This window comes from Streptomyces sp. NPDC040718 (genome assembly GCF_055593565.1).
Genome location: NZ_JBVIXO010000002.1, coordinates 228,237 through 242,497 on the forward strand (window position 1 = coordinate 228,237; position 14,261 = coordinate 242,497).

General features: G+C 70.9%; 13 protein-coding genes and 8 pseudogenes. 8 read left to right on the forward strand and 13 right to left on the reverse strand.

Features of this window, described 5'->3' with window-relative positions:
- Positions 1-78: 78 nt before the first annotated feature.
- Both ACZ597_RS06350 and ACZ597_RS06355 read right to left on the reverse strand, forming a co-directional pair.
- Positions 79-224 (reverse strand): annotated as a pseudogene (locus tag ACZ597_RS06350) (MFS transporter); the annotation flags it as partial.
- 5 nt (positions 225-229) lie between these two features.
- Positions 230-1,591, reverse strand: coding sequence for an NAD(P)-binding domain-containing protein (locus ACZ597_RS06355; protein ID WP_471325706.1), 1,362 nt, complete (start codon positions 1,589-1,591; stop codon positions 230-232).
- 113 nt (positions 1,592-1,704) lie between these two features.
- Here ACZ597_RS06355 and ACZ597_RS06360 point away from each other — a divergent pair, with 113 nt between their 5' ends.
- A complete protein-coding gene (locus tag ACZ597_RS06360; protein WP_393784781.1) occupies positions 1,705-2,067 on the forward strand; it encodes an ArsR/SmtB family transcription factor in 363 nt (120 codons plus the stop codon).
- Positions 2,064-2,282, forward strand: a pseudogene (locus ACZ597_RS06365) (GNAT family N-acetyltransferase); the annotation flags it as partial. The gene ACZ597_RS06360 and the pseudogene ACZ597_RS06365, both read left to right, overlap by 4 nt.
- Here the strand turns inward: ACZ597_RS06365 and ACZ597_RS06370 are convergent.
- From ACZ597_RS06370 to ACZ597_RS06380, 3 genes are read right to left on the reverse strand one after another with little or no spacing between them, the layout of a single operon-like run.
- Positions 2,282-3,337 (reverse strand): ArsO family NAD(P)H-dependent flavin-containing monooxygenase, encoded by a 1,056-nt coding sequence (locus ACZ597_RS06370; RefSeq protein ID WP_471325709.1) that lies wholly within the window; start codon positions 3,335-3,337, stop codon positions 2,282-2,284. The pseudogene ACZ597_RS06365 and the gene ACZ597_RS06370 overlap by 1 nt on opposite strands.
- Positions 3,334-4,128, reverse strand: a complete 795-nt coding sequence (locus ACZ597_RS06375) for an aquaporin (RefSeq protein ID WP_471325712.1) — start codon at positions 4,126-4,128, stop codon at positions 3,334-3,336. The genes ACZ597_RS06370 and ACZ597_RS06375 overlap by 4 nt, the downstream gene beginning before the upstream one ends.
- Positions 4,129-4,168: 40 nt before the next feature.
- Complete coding sequence (locus ACZ597_RS06380; RefSeq protein WP_471325715.1) at positions 4,169-4,483, reverse strand: ArsR/SmtB family transcription factor; 315 nt, start codon at positions 4,481-4,483, stop codon at positions 4,169-4,171.
- A 76-nt stretch (positions 4,484-4,559) separates the two neighbouring features.
- Here ACZ597_RS06380 and ACZ597_RS06385 point away from each other — a divergent pair.
- The 4 genes and pseudogenes from ACZ597_RS06385 to ACZ597_RS06400 form a co-directional block, all read left to right on the forward strand.
- A pseudogene (locus ACZ597_RS06385) lies at positions 4,560-4,712 on the forward strand (arsenate reductase ArsC); the annotation flags it as partial.
- A gap of 92 nt (positions 4,713-4,804) precedes the next feature.
- Positions 4,805-4,927: pseudogene (locus ACZ597_RS06390) on the forward strand (arsenate reductase ArsC); the annotation flags it as partial.
- A 165-nt stretch (positions 4,928-5,092) separates the two neighbouring features.
- On the forward strand, positions 5,093-5,512 hold the full coding sequence (locus tag ACZ597_RS06395; RefSeq protein WP_471326769.1) for an arsenate reductase ArsC: 420 nt from the start codon (positions 5,093-5,095) through the stop codon (positions 5,510-5,512).
- A gap of 5 nt (positions 5,513-5,517) precedes the next feature.
- Positions 5,518-5,715, forward strand: coding sequence for a hypothetical protein (locus ACZ597_RS06400; RefSeq protein WP_471326822.1), 198 nt, complete (start codon positions 5,518-5,520; stop codon positions 5,713-5,715).
- On the opposite strand, the pseudogene ACZ597_RS06405 reads toward ACZ597_RS06400, so the two are convergent.
- Both ACZ597_RS06405 and ACZ597_RS06410 read right to left on the reverse strand, forming a co-directional pair.
- Positions 5,640-5,791, reverse strand: a pseudogene (locus tag ACZ597_RS06405) (amino acid permease); the annotation flags it as partial. The gene ACZ597_RS06400 and the pseudogene ACZ597_RS06405 sit on opposite strands and share 76 nt — an antisense overlap.
- An 8-nt stretch (positions 5,792-5,799) precedes the next feature.
- Positions 5,800-6,276 (reverse strand): cupin domain-containing protein, encoded by a 477-nt coding sequence (locus tag ACZ597_RS06410; protein WP_471325718.1) that lies wholly within the window; start codon positions 6,274-6,276, stop codon positions 5,800-5,802.
- A 940-nt stretch (positions 6,277-7,216) separates the two neighbouring features.
- Here ACZ597_RS06410 and ACZ597_RS06415 point away from each other — a divergent pair.
- Together ACZ597_RS06415 and ACZ597_RS06420 are read left to right on the forward strand one after the other, a co-directional pair.
- Positions 7,217-7,792, forward strand: a pseudogene (locus ACZ597_RS06415) (sigma factor-like helix-turn-helix DNA-binding protein); the annotation flags it as partial.
- A complete protein-coding gene (locus ACZ597_RS06420) occupies positions 7,789-8,589 on the forward strand; it encodes an alpha/beta fold hydrolase (protein ID WP_471325721.1) in 801 nt (266 codons plus the stop codon). The pseudogene ACZ597_RS06415 and the gene ACZ597_RS06420, both read left to right, overlap by 4 nt.
- A gap of 36 nt (positions 8,590-8,625) precedes the next feature.
- On the opposite strand, the gene ACZ597_RS06425 is transcribed toward ACZ597_RS06420, so the two are convergent.
- The 6 genes and pseudogenes from ACZ597_RS06425 to ACZ597_RS06450 form a co-directional block, all read right to left on the reverse strand.
- Positions 8,626-8,808: a DUF4287 domain-containing protein gene (locus ACZ597_RS06425; RefSeq protein WP_471325724.1), complete on the reverse strand. Its 183-nt coding sequence runs from the start codon at positions 8,806-8,808 to the stop codon at positions 8,626-8,628.
- Positions 8,809-8,876: 68 nt separating this feature from the next.
- Entirely contained in the window at positions 8,877-9,545 is a 669-nt protein-coding gene (locus ACZ597_RS06430) for a DUF998 domain-containing protein (protein ID WP_471325726.1), read from the reverse strand.
- A 669-nt stretch (positions 9,546-10,214) separates the two neighbouring features.
- Complete coding sequence (locus ACZ597_RS06435; protein ID WP_471326772.1) at positions 10,215-10,649, reverse strand: NUDIX hydrolase; 435 nt, start codon at positions 10,647-10,649, stop codon at positions 10,215-10,217.
- A 27-nt stretch (positions 10,650-10,676) separates the two neighbouring features.
- Positions 10,677-11,081: pseudogene (locus ACZ597_RS06440) on the reverse strand (NUDIX hydrolase); the annotation flags it as partial.
- Positions 11,078-11,264, reverse strand: a pseudogene (locus ACZ597_RS06445) (NUDIX hydrolase); the annotation flags it as partial. The pseudogenes ACZ597_RS06440 and ACZ597_RS06445, both read right to left, overlap by 4 nt.
- 578 nt (positions 11,265-11,842) lie before the next feature.
- Entirely contained in the window at positions 11,843-13,948 is a 2,106-nt protein-coding gene (locus ACZ597_RS06450) for a SpoIIE family protein phosphatase (RefSeq protein WP_471325729.1), read from the reverse strand.
- Positions 13,949-14,261 lie beyond the last annotated feature (313 nt).

The following is a 14,261-nucleotide window of genomic DNA, read 5'->3' on the forward strand; positions in this document are numbered from 1 at the left end:
GCATCGAGGGGCGGCGCCAATGGTGTCGTCGGTGGTGACGATGCGCCTGGTGAGCCGCGCTCGCCCTGGCCCTCTGGCAGTGATCCGGGAGCCCAGAACGGGGAAGGGCAGTAGAGGATTCCCCAGCTGGTGATCTGGGTGGCGCACAGGGCGGGCAGGGCGGCTCGCGGGCGCGGCCGGACCCCCGTTCCGGTCGCGGCCACGCCGGCCTGGGTGTTGGGCACGGTGGTCAGCAGCCGCCGGAGGAGGCGGGGGCGCCGATGGTGAGGGTGGCCGGGGCGGCGCAGCAGCCGCCGCCGGTTTCTTCGGCGGCCTCGGGCTGGTCGAAGAGGCCCGCGCCGCCGCACACTCCGGTCTCGGGGAGGGTCAACTCCACGCGCTCGGCGGCCTTGAGGTCACCGGCGAGGGCGGCGGCGATGGAGCGGACCTGCTCGTAGCCGGTCATGGCGAGGAAGGTGGGGGCGCGGCCGTAGGACTTCATGCCGGCGAGGTAGACGTCCTTCTCCGGGTGGGAGAGCTCGTTCACGCCGTGCGGGTAGACGGTGCCGCAGGAGTGCTGGTTGGGGTCGATCAGCGGCGCCAGCTCGACCGGGGCCTGGAGGCGCTCGTCGAGGCCGAGGCGCAGCTCGTCGAGGAAGGTGAGGTCGGGGCGGAAGCCGGTGAGGACGATGACCTCGTCGACCGGATCCAGGCGGCGGCCGTCCTCGCCCACTAGGACCAGGCGGCCGTCTTCGGTCTTCTCGATGGCGTCGGTGCGGAAGCCGGTGACCGCGTCGGCGTACCCGCCGTCTACCGCGGCCTTGGCGGCGAGGCCGAGGGCCCCACGGGCGGGCAGCTGGTCGGCGGTACCGCCGCCGAAGGTGGATCCGCTGATCCCGCGCCGGAGGATCCAGATCGCGTGCGTCCCGGCGCCGTCCTCCGCCTTGGCAAGATCGGCGAGGTAGGCCAGAGCGGTGAAGGCGGAGGCGCCGGAGCCGATGACGGCGGTGCGCTTGCCGGCGTAGTGGGTGCGGACGGCGGGGTCCTTGAGGTCGGGGACGCGGTACGTGATGCGGTCGGCCGCGCCCTTCTCCCCGATGGCGTGCAGGCCGCTGCCGCCGGCCGGGCTGGGCGTGGACCAAGTGCCGGAGGCGTCGATGACGGCGCGGGCAAAGATCCGCTCCTCGCGGCCCTCGGGGCTGGTGAGGTGAACGACGAAGGGCTGGGTCTCGCGGTCAGCGTCGACGATGCGGTCGCGGCCGGTGCGCGAGACACCGGTGACGGTCGCGTTGTAGCGGACGCGGTCGCCGAGGGTGTCGGCCAGGGGCTGGATGTAGAGCTCGGCCCAGTCTCCGCCGGACGGGTAGGTGGCACCGTCCGGCTTCACCCAGCCGGTCGGTGCGAGGAGCTTCTCGGCTGCCGGGTCGACGACCTCGGACCAGGTGGAGAAGAGCCGTACGTGCGCCCAGTCCCGCACGGCTGTCGCGGCGGCCGGTCCGGCCTCCAGGACCAGGGGCTCGATGTCCCGCTCGATGAGGCGGGCCGCCGCCGCGAGACCGATCGGGCCGGCGCCGATCACGACGACGGGCAGGGCTTCGGTGGATGCGTTCACGGCGGACTCCCAGTTGATTCGACGTCTGTCGATGTCCCGACGCCCTCAGAGTGACAGCTGGATCGACGTTCGTCAACATAGACATCCGTCGAAGTTTCTCGGATGATGGGGGCATGACTACGAAGGTGTTGCCGCTGCTGGAGCCGGAGGCCGTGGCGGCGTGCTGCCCGCCCCTGACGGAGCGCCCGCTGACTGCCGAGGAGGCCGAGCGGACGGCCGTCATGTTCAAGGCCCTGGGCGACCCTGTACGCCTGCGGCTGTTCTCCGCCGTCGCCTCCCACGAGGGCGGCGAGGCCTGCGTGTGCGACATCTCGGATGTCGGCGTCTCCCAGCCGACGGTCTCCCATCACCTGAAGAAGCTCAAGGACGCGGGCCTGCTCTCCTCCGAGCGGCGCGGCACCTGGGTGTACTACCGGGTGGAGCCCGCCGTGCTCGCCGCCATGGGACAGCTCCTGACCCGCGCGGCCTCCGCATGAGCATCACCATCGCGCCACTGGCCGAAGCCCATGCGGATGAGGTCCTGGCGATCTACCAGGCAGCCATCGACGAGGGCAACGCCACCTTCGAGACCACCGCCCCCACCTGGCGGCTGTTCGAGGCGGGCAAGCTGCCGGAGCACCGCTTCGTCGCCATCGCCGCCGACGGCAAGGTCCTGGGCCGGGTCGCGGCGAGCGCGGTCTCGGACAGGTGTCAGGACAGCAGGGATGCGATCTCGCGGGCGGCGTCGCGGGCGGGACGGCCGGCGCCGATGAGGGTGGCCGAGGCGGGGCCCGTCCAGTCGCCGTATCCGAGCAGGTGCAGCCGCGGGTCGTCGACGGCCCGGGTGCCGACGGTCGCGATGTGGCCGCGGGTACCGCGCAGGCGCAGTGAGGCGAACTGAGCGAGGGCGGGGCGGAAGCCGGTGCACCAGATGACCGCGTCCGCTTCCGCGAGGGTGCCGTCGGCCCACTCGGCACCCGTGGCGGTGAGCCGGGTGAACATCGGCTTCGCGTGCAAGAGTCCGGCGTCGCGGGCGGCACGTACGGGCGGCACGGCCACGATGTCGCCGAGGGAGGCGACGCCGCCGGTGTCGGTGCTTCCGGCGTCCAGCGCTTGGCGGCGGGCGGTGGCCGCGTCGAAGAGGGCGCGGCCGTCGATGTCGTCGGCCAGGTAGCGGGGCGGACGCTGGGTGGCCCACGTCACTCCGGCCACGGAGGCGAGGTCGGCGGCGATCTGGGCGCCGGAGTTGCCGCCGCCGACCACGATCACCCGCCGGCCGGCGAACTCGACCGGGCTCTTGTACTGCACCGTGTGGAGCTGGCGTCCGGAGAACTCACGGCGACCGGGGACGGCGGGAATGAACGGGCGGGTCCAGGTACCTGTCGCGCTGATGACCGTGCGGGCCCGCCAGTCGCCCGCTTCACTCTCCACCCGCAGATAAGTGCCGTCGCGGTGCACGGCGTCGACCCACACCCCGCGCTCGACCGGCAGCTCGTACCGCTTCTCGTAGTCGGCGAGGTACTCCACGACATGCCGCGCGTCCGGGTACGTCTGCCCGGGCTGGGCGGGCATCAGCCGCCCGGGCAGCGAGGAGTACTGCGCCGGGGAGAACAGACGGAGGGAGTCCCAGGTGTGCTGCCAGGCCCCGCCGGGTGCCGCCTGCGCGTCGAGGATGACGTGCTCGACGCCCAGACGGCGCAGGTGGTACCCGGCGGCGAGCCCTGCTTGGCCGCCGCCGATCACGACCACATCCGCACTGCGCGTCATGCCGCGGGCTGCTCCGTGTCGCTCTTGCCGCGCATGAAGATGACCGCCACGAGCGCCAGGCCCATGATCGCACCGACCAGCTGCATGCCGATGAACCCGGCCACGGAGGCCGGGGCGATGCCCGCGAAGGTGTCGGTGAAGGCGCGACCGATGGTGACGGCCGGGTTGGCGAAGGACGTGGACGAGGTGAACCAGTACGCCGCGCCGATGTACGACGCGACCGCGACGGGGGCGAAGCGCAGACGGTCGGTGCGGGCCAGTCCGAAGATCAGCAGGATCAGGCCGGCGGTCGCCACGACCTCGCCGAGCAGGAGGTTGCCGGCCGAGCGGTCGTGCTGCGACCACTTCACCAGCGGCTCGCCGAACATCGCGTCCGCCAGGATCGCGCCCCCGATGGCGCCGAGGATCTGGGAGGGGACGTAGACGGCGAGCTCGCGGGCTGTGACTCCGGCGCCGCCGCGGCGGGCGGTCCACCACTCGGCCAGGGTGACGGCCGGGTTGAAGTGCGCGCCGGAGACCGGCCCGAGGAGGGCGATGAGCACGCCGAGGCCGAAGACCGTGGCGGTGGAGTTGGCCAGGAGCTGGAGGGCGACGTCCTGGGTGAGCTCGGTGGCCTGGATGCCGGAGCCGACGACAATCGCGACCAGGGCCGCGGTGCCGACGAGCTCGGCGGCGGCGCGGGCGATCAGCGGGGTGCGGGGCGGGGTCGCGCCGGGTGCGGGCTGGGGCACGTCGGCGGCCATGACGGACTCCGCCGCGGGGGCGGTGCCGACGGGCTCGGTGGCGGTCAAGACGGGTTCTCCTCGGGCAGGTGAGGCAAAGCGCGGAAGGCTATGGGCAGGACCGCTTGAGGTTCGCTTCGGCGGTGGCACGCGCGGTCCGGGCGAGGTCGGCGAACTGACCGGCGAGGGCTTCGATGACATCCGGGCGCAGGCGGTAGTAGATGTACCTCCCGCATGGCTCCGTCTCCACGACCCCCGCCTCCCGGAGCACCTTCAGGTGGTTGGAGAGGTTCGTCTGCTTGGCACCCGTCTCCTCCACGAGGTGGGTGGTGCACAGCGTCTCGCGCGCGAGCAGGGTCACGATCTGGAGCCTGAGCGGGTCGGCCAGCACCCGGATCAGATCAGTGTCGACTGACGTCATCATGGGCTGATACTGTCACATCAGCTGGGGCTGACTCCAGCCTGAGCTGACCTTATTGGCTCCTTTGAACGGGATCGCCATGCCCACGCCCTCCTCACCCCTCCTCCCGGACGAACGCCTGGCCGCAGGGGCTGCCCGTCTCGCCTCCCGCTACGCCGGCCACTTCGCGCCGGAAACCGTGCTGGGCCTGCTCGCCGACTCCTGCACCCGGCTCGCCGAGCAGGCACGGATCCGTACGCACCTCGTCGTGCTGGCGGAACGGCTGACCGCCGACCGCCTGGGCGCCCTCGCCCACACACAAGGGCTGACGCCGGCCGCTCCCAGATGGCAGCAGCTCTCCTCGCACACCGGGCGGGCGAGCACGTCACCGTCTCCTCCGCGGGTACCCACCCCGCCGACGAGGTCGAGCCGCACATCGCACAGGCCCTCACCGAGGCGGGCGCGGACCTCACGGACGCCTACCCCAAGCCTTTGACCTCGGAAGTCGTCGAGGCCGCCGACATCGTGCGACATCCGCGACGCCATCGACGCACACATCACCGAGCTCCTCACCCAGCTCGCCCCCTGAAGCCCCCGCAGATCCCGCAGTCGAATCACTCCAAGGAAGAACAGATGTCCTCCGCTCCTGCCGCCTCCGTCCTGTTCGTCTGCGTCCACAACGCGGGCCGCTCCCAGATGGCGGCCGGGTTCCTGCGCCACCTCGCCGGCGACCGCGTCGAGGTCCGCTCCGCCGGCTCCATGCCCGGCGAGCAGATCAACCCCTCCGCCGTCGCCGCCATGGCCGAGCTCGGCATCGACATCTCCGACCAGAAGCCGAAGGTCCTCACCCCGGAAGCCGCCCAGGCCTCCGACTACATCATCACCATGGGCTGCGGCGACGCCTGCCCGTACTTCCCCGGCAAGACCTACCTCGACTGGCAGCTCGAGGACCCGGCCGGCCAGGGCGTCGAGGCCGTCCGCCCCATCCGCGACGAGATCAAGGGCCTCATCGAGGGCCTCATCGCCGAGATCGACGCCAAGAAGCAGGGCTGACACCGATGCCGCGGACCACCGCCGGTGACGGCATACGCGACGTCATCGTCATCGGCTCCGGCCCCGCCGGGTACACCGCCGCCCTCTACACCGCCCGCGCCCAGGCCCACTCCGGCGAGTGGGCCCCGACCGGCATGATCCGCTCCGGCCGACGCTCGGCCGGAGTCAACGTCCAAGCGGAGGCGTTGGCGATGGTGCACTAGGCGAGCACCCCGAAGGAGGAAGGCCGATCGTCCCGCGCACGTCGGCACTCGCGCCAAGTACGGCCACGACGGCGCCCCCGCTGGTCAGGCGTGCTCGTCCGAAGGCTGCTGGACAGGCTGGACCGACCAGCTAGGCGGCTCGTCATCGCCCGAGTCCTCATCGCGCTCCGCGTCGGCGGCTGTCCCATGGATCTTGCCCGCCGCGTGGTGGACCGGCGCGTACACGGCGTAGAGCTGCAGGGCCTCCTCACCGATGTTGGTGACGTTGTGCCACGTGCCGGCGGGCACGAAGACCGCCCAGCCATCCTCGACCTCCCGGTCGAAGTCGAGTCGATCCTTCGTGCGGCCCATTTGTACGCGGCCCCGGCCCGCATCGAGCCGTAGGAACTGGTCAGTCTCCGGGTGCGCCTCCAAGCCGATGTCCTCACCCACCGGGATCGACATGAGGGTCAGCTGAAGGTACTTCCCAGACCAGGCGACCGCGCGATAGTTCGCGTTCTCGAGCGTCGCCTTCTCAAGGTCGAAACTCTGAGGTTCCGGCCCGACGTCCTTGGTGGTCATGCTTCTCTCCTGGTCGACGAAGGCGGCACGCGGTACACGGTCATGGTCTTGCGCCCGCCCACGTCAACACTCTCAGAGCCATGGGCTCTTCCGGCCGCAAGCGCGCGAGCCGCTACCGCACGAACGGCCGCGATGCGTTGCCGCATTCCGCCGTACGCCCGGTCGTGCAGTCGAACACCACGGCCAACAGGAAGCCGGCGAACAGAACAACGGCGGACCATCAGGGCCTCTGACGCACCGCGCCAAACCGCCCGAGGCACCTGCTGACACACGCGGCGGCCGGCCACCGCCCTCGCCATCTCGGCCCGGCACCTGCGGTGAGCGCGTTGCTCGTGCAACCCAGCAGTCCGGCCTCCGCCCTCCGGTCCCACGGACGGACGAAAATCACGGGTTGCCCCGCCTCGCCGAGGCGCCAGGCAGGAGCGTGCCCCATCCGTGCCCTTCAGGGCGGCGAACAGCGGTCAACAGAGGTCCGGACAGACGCCCGACGCAGGCCTTACAGCCGACCGTATCCCCAGGTCAGAAGCCATATCGACACCCGCAGCGTCATTGATTCCCAAGCTTATAGCGCGGGTTCGATTCCCGTCATCCGCTCTTCTATGAAGCCCCAGGTCGGCGACCTGGGGCTTCGTCGTTGTCCAGACCTCTTCGGCCCCGCCGTGCCCTCCGCGGGCCCATCGCGGAGGAATGCCCTGTTCGGAGGACACGCGGCGCACCACCCTCACCTGCGGGTCAGTGATCTGGTCCTCGTCGTGCGTATCGTTGCCGCAGCCTTAGCGAGGAGCCGACCGCACGAGGCCGGGGGGGGGAAGCATGCGGGACACCGTGGCACCAGGGGCGACGATCAGGCTTGAGGAGTACCGGGGACAACTGACCGGGTACTGCTACCGGATGCTGGGGTCGTACGCCGAGGCCGAGGACGCCGTGCAGGAGACGATGGCGAGCCACGCTCATCCTCCGGGACGTGCTGGCCTTCTCGGCCCGCGAGGTGGCCGAGCTGCACAGCTCGACCGTCGCCTCGGTCAACAGCGCTCTGCAGCGGGCCCGAGCCACACTCGCCACACACCGTGGCCCCGTCGACGACTCCGGTACCCGGCCCCCCGACGCCGTCCGCCGGATGCTGGCCGAGCGGTACGCAATGGCCTTCTCCCGCTACGACATGGAGGAGCTGAACATGCTGCTCCACGTCGACGCCACCCTGTGCCTGCCCCCGTACGCGAAGTGGATGCGCGGCGTCCCCGACATCCAGGCGTGGCTGACCGGCCCCGCCGTCGGCTGCTGCGGCTCCCGTCTGATCCCGACCACGGCGAACGGGACCCCCGCCTTCGGCCAGTACCGGCCGAGCCCAGACGGAACGGGTTACGAACCCTGGGCACTCCAGGTCATCGAATTCTCCGGCAACCGCATCACCGGCATCAACGCCTTCCGCGACACCGAGCGCTTGTTCCCCCTCTTCGGCCTGCCCGCACATATCGACCCGGACTCCTCCGTTGAACGCCTGAAGGACCCTGTATGACCTGGTCAGAGCGGACCGTCGTCCGTGAGAACGTCCGCATTTCCTGCCGTGAGTGGGGTGGATCAGGGGCACCTGTCGTCCTGCTGCACGGGCTGGCCGGCCACGCCGGCGAATGGGACTCCATCGCCCAAGACCTGAGCCCCCGCTACAGGGTCGTGGCTGTCGACCAGCGCGGCCACGGTGCCAGCGAGCGCCGTCCGGCGGACGTCTCCCGGGCTGCGTACGTTGCGGACGCCGTCGCCGTGGTCGAACAGCTCGGCCTCCAACAACCCGTCCTGGTGGGCCAATCGCTGGGCGGCCACACCGCCATGCTCGCCGCTGCCGCGCACCCCGGGCTCTTCCGTGCGCTCGTCCTGGTGGAGGCGGGGCCGGGTGGGCCAAACCGTCAGGTGCAGGCGGAGATCGGGGGTTGGCTCGATTCGTGGCCCAGGCCGTTCCCGTCGCGGGAAGCCGCCGTCGAATTCCTCGGCGGCGGCCCGGTCGGCGAGGGCTGGGCGGCCGGCCTGGTGGAACGCGATGGCGGCTGGTGGCCGCGCTTCGACCGCGACGTGATGGTCGAGTCGCTGGCGGAGATCGCCCAGCGGTCCTTCTGGGACGAGTGGTCGAACGTGACGTGCCCGACCCTGGCCGTCCTCGGCCAGACCGGCATCATCGCGCCTGCGGAGATCGACGAGATGCTCCGGCGACGGCCGGAGACCGTGGCCTTGAGTGTGGCCGGGACGGGGCACGACGTTCATCTGGAGCGGACGGACGTCCTGCGGCACGCACTCCATCGGTTCCTTGAAGGCGTCACATGACCTGCCGCCAGCCGGAGGGCGGGACCACGATCGCGTTCACTGACCGTTGTTCTCGGCGAGGGTATGGGCGACGAGGGCGTTGGCGTGACCGTGGCCCAGGCCGTGCTCGGACTTGAGCCAGTTGACGAGCTCCATGTGCTTCATCTCGGCGATCGGACGGCCGTACTTCTTCTCGATAGACGGGAAGTAGCTGGCAGGACCCTTCACTGCGGCGGCCATGAGTGTCCCCCGTTTCGTATCGGAATGATCTTGGTGGTGTCGATGGCGCCTGCGGGAGAGGCGGTCCGCTAGCGGTTCGCCGGGGTGCCGGCCAGCCGGGCCGTCACCCCGGTCAGCCACAGCAGGCCGAGTCCCGCGCCGGCGGTGAAAGCCAGGACGGAGACGGCCGAGGCCATGAACCCCGCGAGGACGACCACCGGCACGACGCGGGAGGCGACGCCCCAGCCCCGCAGGCCCCGGGCGGCCAGCGGACGGGCCAGGACGACGAACGCCGCGCACAGGGCGAGGTAGCCGACCATCCCGCCGAACATGTGGACGGCGCCGTGCCCACTCATCACGGTCGCGTCGGGCGCGCCGACGGGAAAGCCCGCCCCGGCGTCGGCCGGGAAGACCGCGGCGACCCAGAAGGAGACGGCGAAGACGCCGACCAGGACCGGGCCCCAGGTCCCACCCGGTCCGCCGCGCAGCACCCGTCGCAGTCCGGCCGCGCCAGCGATCAACAGCGCGCCGGCGAGCAGGAAGTTCACCGTCTGGACCCAGCCCGCCTCGCCAAGGGCGAGCTGGCTGATCGCGTTACGGGTGAAGTCGAAGCCGTCCCGCGCAAAGCCCTGGGCGAGTCCAACCGCCAGGAACAGCGGGCCCGCCACCATGCCGCCGGTCACCGCCCACCGCGCCGCCGGGCGCGGTGCGGGCGCGCTGGGGACGATGTCGTGCGGGGCGGTCAGCGTGTGGGGCATGGCGGGCCTTCTTTCCGTCGGTGGCTTCGCTTGTATGACCGACGGCAAGAGGCGAAGTCATCGCTCCCGGCGATGTGCACTGGATCACACGCACTCTGGGACCTCCCCCGCGCTCGCGCCACTGACAAGCGCGTGCCACAACGTGCCGGTAGAGGCGGTCACCAGCGGACGGCAAAGGGTTCGAGGGAACGACGAGACGCGGTCGTGAACCGGCATTCCCGCAGGTCAGATGCCATGCGAAGGCCCAAGTGCCGAGTGGTTCCCAAGCTTGTAGCGCGGGTTCGATTCCCGTCATCCGCTCCACGACAAAGCCCCAGGTCACAGACCTGGGGCTTGTTTGTTGTCTAGACCCATCTGGGCCCGCGCGCCCTTCGCGGGCCATAACTTCCCTAAAAGGGCGTCAGTTTTCTGTCGCGCCCCTTGTGAGGATCACCTCGCCCGAGCGGCACGACCGGATGCCGACGGGGAGGGCACGAACATACGCCCGGCCCCAGCCGGGCCGGGCCGCCCGCTGTCGCCGGGCACCCGCCGCAGCCGGGGACAAGTCCGCACCCCGGCGCAAGCGCTCGCCGAATCGGGCGGTAGCCCGCTGGCCGCCGCCATCACTGACCACGGCCATGTCCCTCCAGGGGCCCAAGTCCGTGTTCCCCGAAAGAACGCCTGGTTCGTTCAGTGACTGGATGGGGCGAGGGTCCCGGACCTGATGGCACCCCTCAGGACGTGGACGATCTCCTCGGGCTTGAGGTCGATGCCGTCGAGCCCCTCCAAGGTCAGCGGGACCTCCTCCAGCGCGTACGCGCCCCGGCCCTCGGCGCTGAACTCGGGGCCGGTGCGGTCCTCGAACGACCACGTCTTGACGCGGGCGAGGTAGAAGAGCTGCCGCTCCTCGTCCGACTCCGTCGTGTGGAGGAGGCGGACGATGTCGGCCTTCCCCGCGATCTCCTCGTGGATCTCCCGGTGGAGGGCGGCTTCTCTGGACTCGTCGCTGGCTTCGACGCCACCACCAGGAAGCACCCAGTACTCGGGGATTCCCGGCTTGGTGCGGCGGATGACCAGCATCGTGTCGTCAGCGGTGACGAGGACGGCGCGAACCCGTTCGATCATTGCGCTCTGCGGCCTTCGCCGGCGGTCCAGGGCCGCGTCGAGGTGCTGTTGCACGGGCTCGAACAGGCCGTACGGGACGTACTGCGGGATCTCGGCGTGAGCGACCCACGCGAGCTCGGCCAGCTCGTCGGTGTCCACGACGTGCGCGTCGCCGCCGATCACCTGGCAGGCGGTGTACGACATCAGCCGACCGGTGGCCGGGTGGACACGCTCACCGAGCACCTTCACCGCTTTCACGGTCAGGCCGGTCTCCTCGTGGGTCTCGCGCACGGCCGCGTCCTCCCGGCCTTCGCCGGACTCGACCTCGCCGGCCGGGAACTGCCAGGAGAGCTGGCCCTCGCTGACCCGTCGCCGCACCATGAGCACGCGGCCCTCGTGCACCACGATGGCCGCGGCGATACCCGGTCGCTCGTCAGCGTTCTGCCGCGTCACGTCTGCTCCTCCAGGACGGCCAGGATGGGTGGGAAGATCGTATCGACGGGGATGAACCGAGTGACTGAGTTTTTCGGAACCCACATGACGTCCGCGTTCTCCGCGGCGTCGGCGTTGGCAGCCTCCCCCTGCCAGGTACTCGCACAGGAAGTGCTCGCAGAGCACGCCGGTCATCGTGCTGAGGGCAGCTGGGTCGGGGGCTGTTGTGTCTGGCCGCTCCGGTTGGCGTGTGTGGCGGATCGCGTTGGTGGTGAGCTCCGAGACGAGGAGGCGGGCCACCTCGGTGCCTTCAGCGGGGAACTGCCAGTGTCTGAGTACGTCGGCGGTGTGGCAGCGGGCCCAGTAGGCAGCGCTTGGGGTGGCCGCGAGCGTGAGATCGCTGACGGGCAGGAAGGGGTGGCTCATTCGGCTTGCTCCCTCGGCGGCGTGGCCGGGTGAGGTGCGGTAGCGGGTAGAGCCCCCCGGGCGGCGGGAGGGGTGCCTCCCGGGGGGCTCGCCGGTTCGCGCGGGCTACTTGGTCGCGATGCCCCTTCCGCGCCCTCCACGCGCCCCAACTCTCAGGAATGCCCTGCCCAGAGGGCCTTCCGCGCACCACTTGCAGCTCCCGCAACTGACGAATAGTTCGCACATTCACGGGCGGGGTTCCGCGGCCGGGCTACCGACTTCATGGTGCAGATACCCGCGGACTGGCTGGCCCGGGTCCTCCGGTCGCTGCGCCGGAGCGCATCGGACGGTGCGAAGGCCCTGGCAGGCCTCGGGGTTCAGCTCTGCGGGGGATCAGAGCCGAGCGCGAAGGGCTGCGTACGGCAGATGAGCAGGGCGACGTCATCCGGGTCATCGGGACGCCGGAGTTCGCGCAGGAGCCGGTCGCAGGTCTCTTCCAGGGAATCGTCAGGGACGTCGAGCAGGTCGAGGAGGGTTTCGAGTCGTTGATCGATGGGATGGTGGCGGGTCTCGACCAGTCCGTCGGTGTACAGGACCAGCTGGTCGCCGAGGCCGAGGCCGAAGGTGGTGGTCTCGAAGAACGCTCCGCCGACCCCGAGCGGGGTGCCGGTGGGCAGATCGAGGAGTTCAGGGTGCTTGCCGCTGCGTACGAGGGCGGGCGGCAGGTGGCCGGCGTTGGCGATGCGGCATTCGGCACGGTGCGGATCGTAGACGGCGTAGACGCAGGTGGCGATGTAGTGCTCCAGCCCCGAGGTGATCTTGTCGAGGTGCTGGAGGAGCTGGTCGGGGTCGAGGTTGAGGTCGGCGAAGGCGCTGGTGGCAGTGCGCAGACGGCCCATGGCGGCGGCTGCGTCGATGCCGCTGCCCATGACGTCGCCCACGACGAGTGCGGTCCTGTCGCGGTCGAGGGGGAAGACGTCGTACCAGTCGCCGCCGATCTCGTACGTGGCCTGCGCGGGCCGGTACCGGGAGGCGATCTGCAGACCGGGGAGGTGCGGCGGGTGGCTGGGGAGCAGGCTGCGCTGCAGGGTCTCGGCGGCGTTGCGCACGCTCTGGTGCGTGCGGGCGTTGTCGATGCACACGGCGGCGCGGGCGGCCAGTTCGGCGGCGAGGGAGAGGTCGTCCTCACCGAAGGGCACCGGGTTGCGGGCCCGCGTGAGACCCAGGAAGCCGAGGACGTGGCCGCGTGCGATGAGCGGCACCGACAGGTAGGAGTGCACGCCGGCGCGGGCCAGCAGGGCGGCGGCGCGGCTGTCCCGGGCGATGCGTGCCAGGTCGGTGTCGTCGGCGTGGGCGATGAGCTGCGGCTGCCCGGTGCGTACGGTCTCGGCGGCCACGCGGTCGGCGGCATAGGCGGCGATCTCGCCGGGCGGATCGGCGGCCTGGACCGCTTCCGTGGGGTAGGCGGCCTTCACCGCGAGCGCGCGGAAGAGCGCCGGGCCGTCTCGGGGGGCCTGGCTGGGGTGGTGCTCGCCCAGGACGGAGTCGAGCACGTCGACCGCGACGACGTCGGCGAGCTCGGGGACGATGACCTCGGCCAGCTCGCGGGCGGTCTGTTCCACGTCCAGGGTGGTGCCGATCCGGGCGGAGCCGTCGGCGATCAGGGCCAGGCGCCGACGGGCCTCTGAGGCCTCCATGGCCGCCTGATAGCGGTCGGTGACGTCGACCACAAGGTCGGCCACCCCGAGGATCCGACCCTGGGGGTCCTCCAGCCGGTACAGGGAGATCGACCAGGCGTGCTGATCCGGGTCGCCGGGCGTGTGGCCGACGATGGTGGACTGGTCAACCATCGGAATCCCGGTCTCCAGGACTTCCCTCATCGCGGCCTCGGGCACCCCGAACTTCGCGGCGGTCATGATCTCGCGATAGTGCCGGCCGAGGTGGTCCGTCACGGGTATGCCGTGCATCCGCTCCAGTGCCGGGTTGACCGCCACGTACCGCAGATCGGTGTCGAGGATCGCCAGCCCGATGGGCGATTGCGAGATCAGCCGCGTGGACAGCGCGACATCCCGCTCCAGCTCGCGCAACGTCGTCCCGTCGGCGGCGAGCCCGAGGGCGTAGAAGTCGCCGCGGTCGTCCAGCAGTCGCATGTTGCGGAACTCGACCAGTCGAGTTCCGCCGTCCTTGTGCCGAACGGGGAACGCTCCTGCCCAGCCCTCACCGGTCCCCATGACATGGGCGAACAGCTTGCCCATCAGTTCCCAGTGCTGTTCATGGACGAGCAGGGGCGCCGCGTACTGCCCGAGCGCCTCCTCAGCGGAGTAGCCGTAGAGGTCCTCGGCCTGCGGGCTCCACAGGACGATCCGCCCATCGGCATCCAGCAGCACCGCGGCGACACCGAGGAGGTCCATCAGCCCGCTCGGCTGCGGTGCGCCTTCCTCCGGCGGGCCGGCATTGGCCCGCGGCCCCACGGCTGCGCTCATCGCAGGCTCTCCTTCCACCTGCCGGCGTCGCGCGGGCCGTCCGCTGACGTCGGCCCCGGCCTGGCTCCTGCGTCTGTGGGCGCTTCGGGTTCCATGGTCCCCCCGGATTGGCCGACCGCACCATCGGGACGAGATCCTGCCGTGGCTGGACGTGAGGAATGGGGCTGCGCGCGGGGCACGGTCCCTGTCCGGCGGGCCGATCAGAGGGCTCTGGGGCCACTGGAGCAGCCCACGGTCGCCGCGCGCTTGACATCGTCGGGCGAGACCAGGCCTGCACCTGCTCGCTGACGTACAGACCGACCCGCAATCCGTG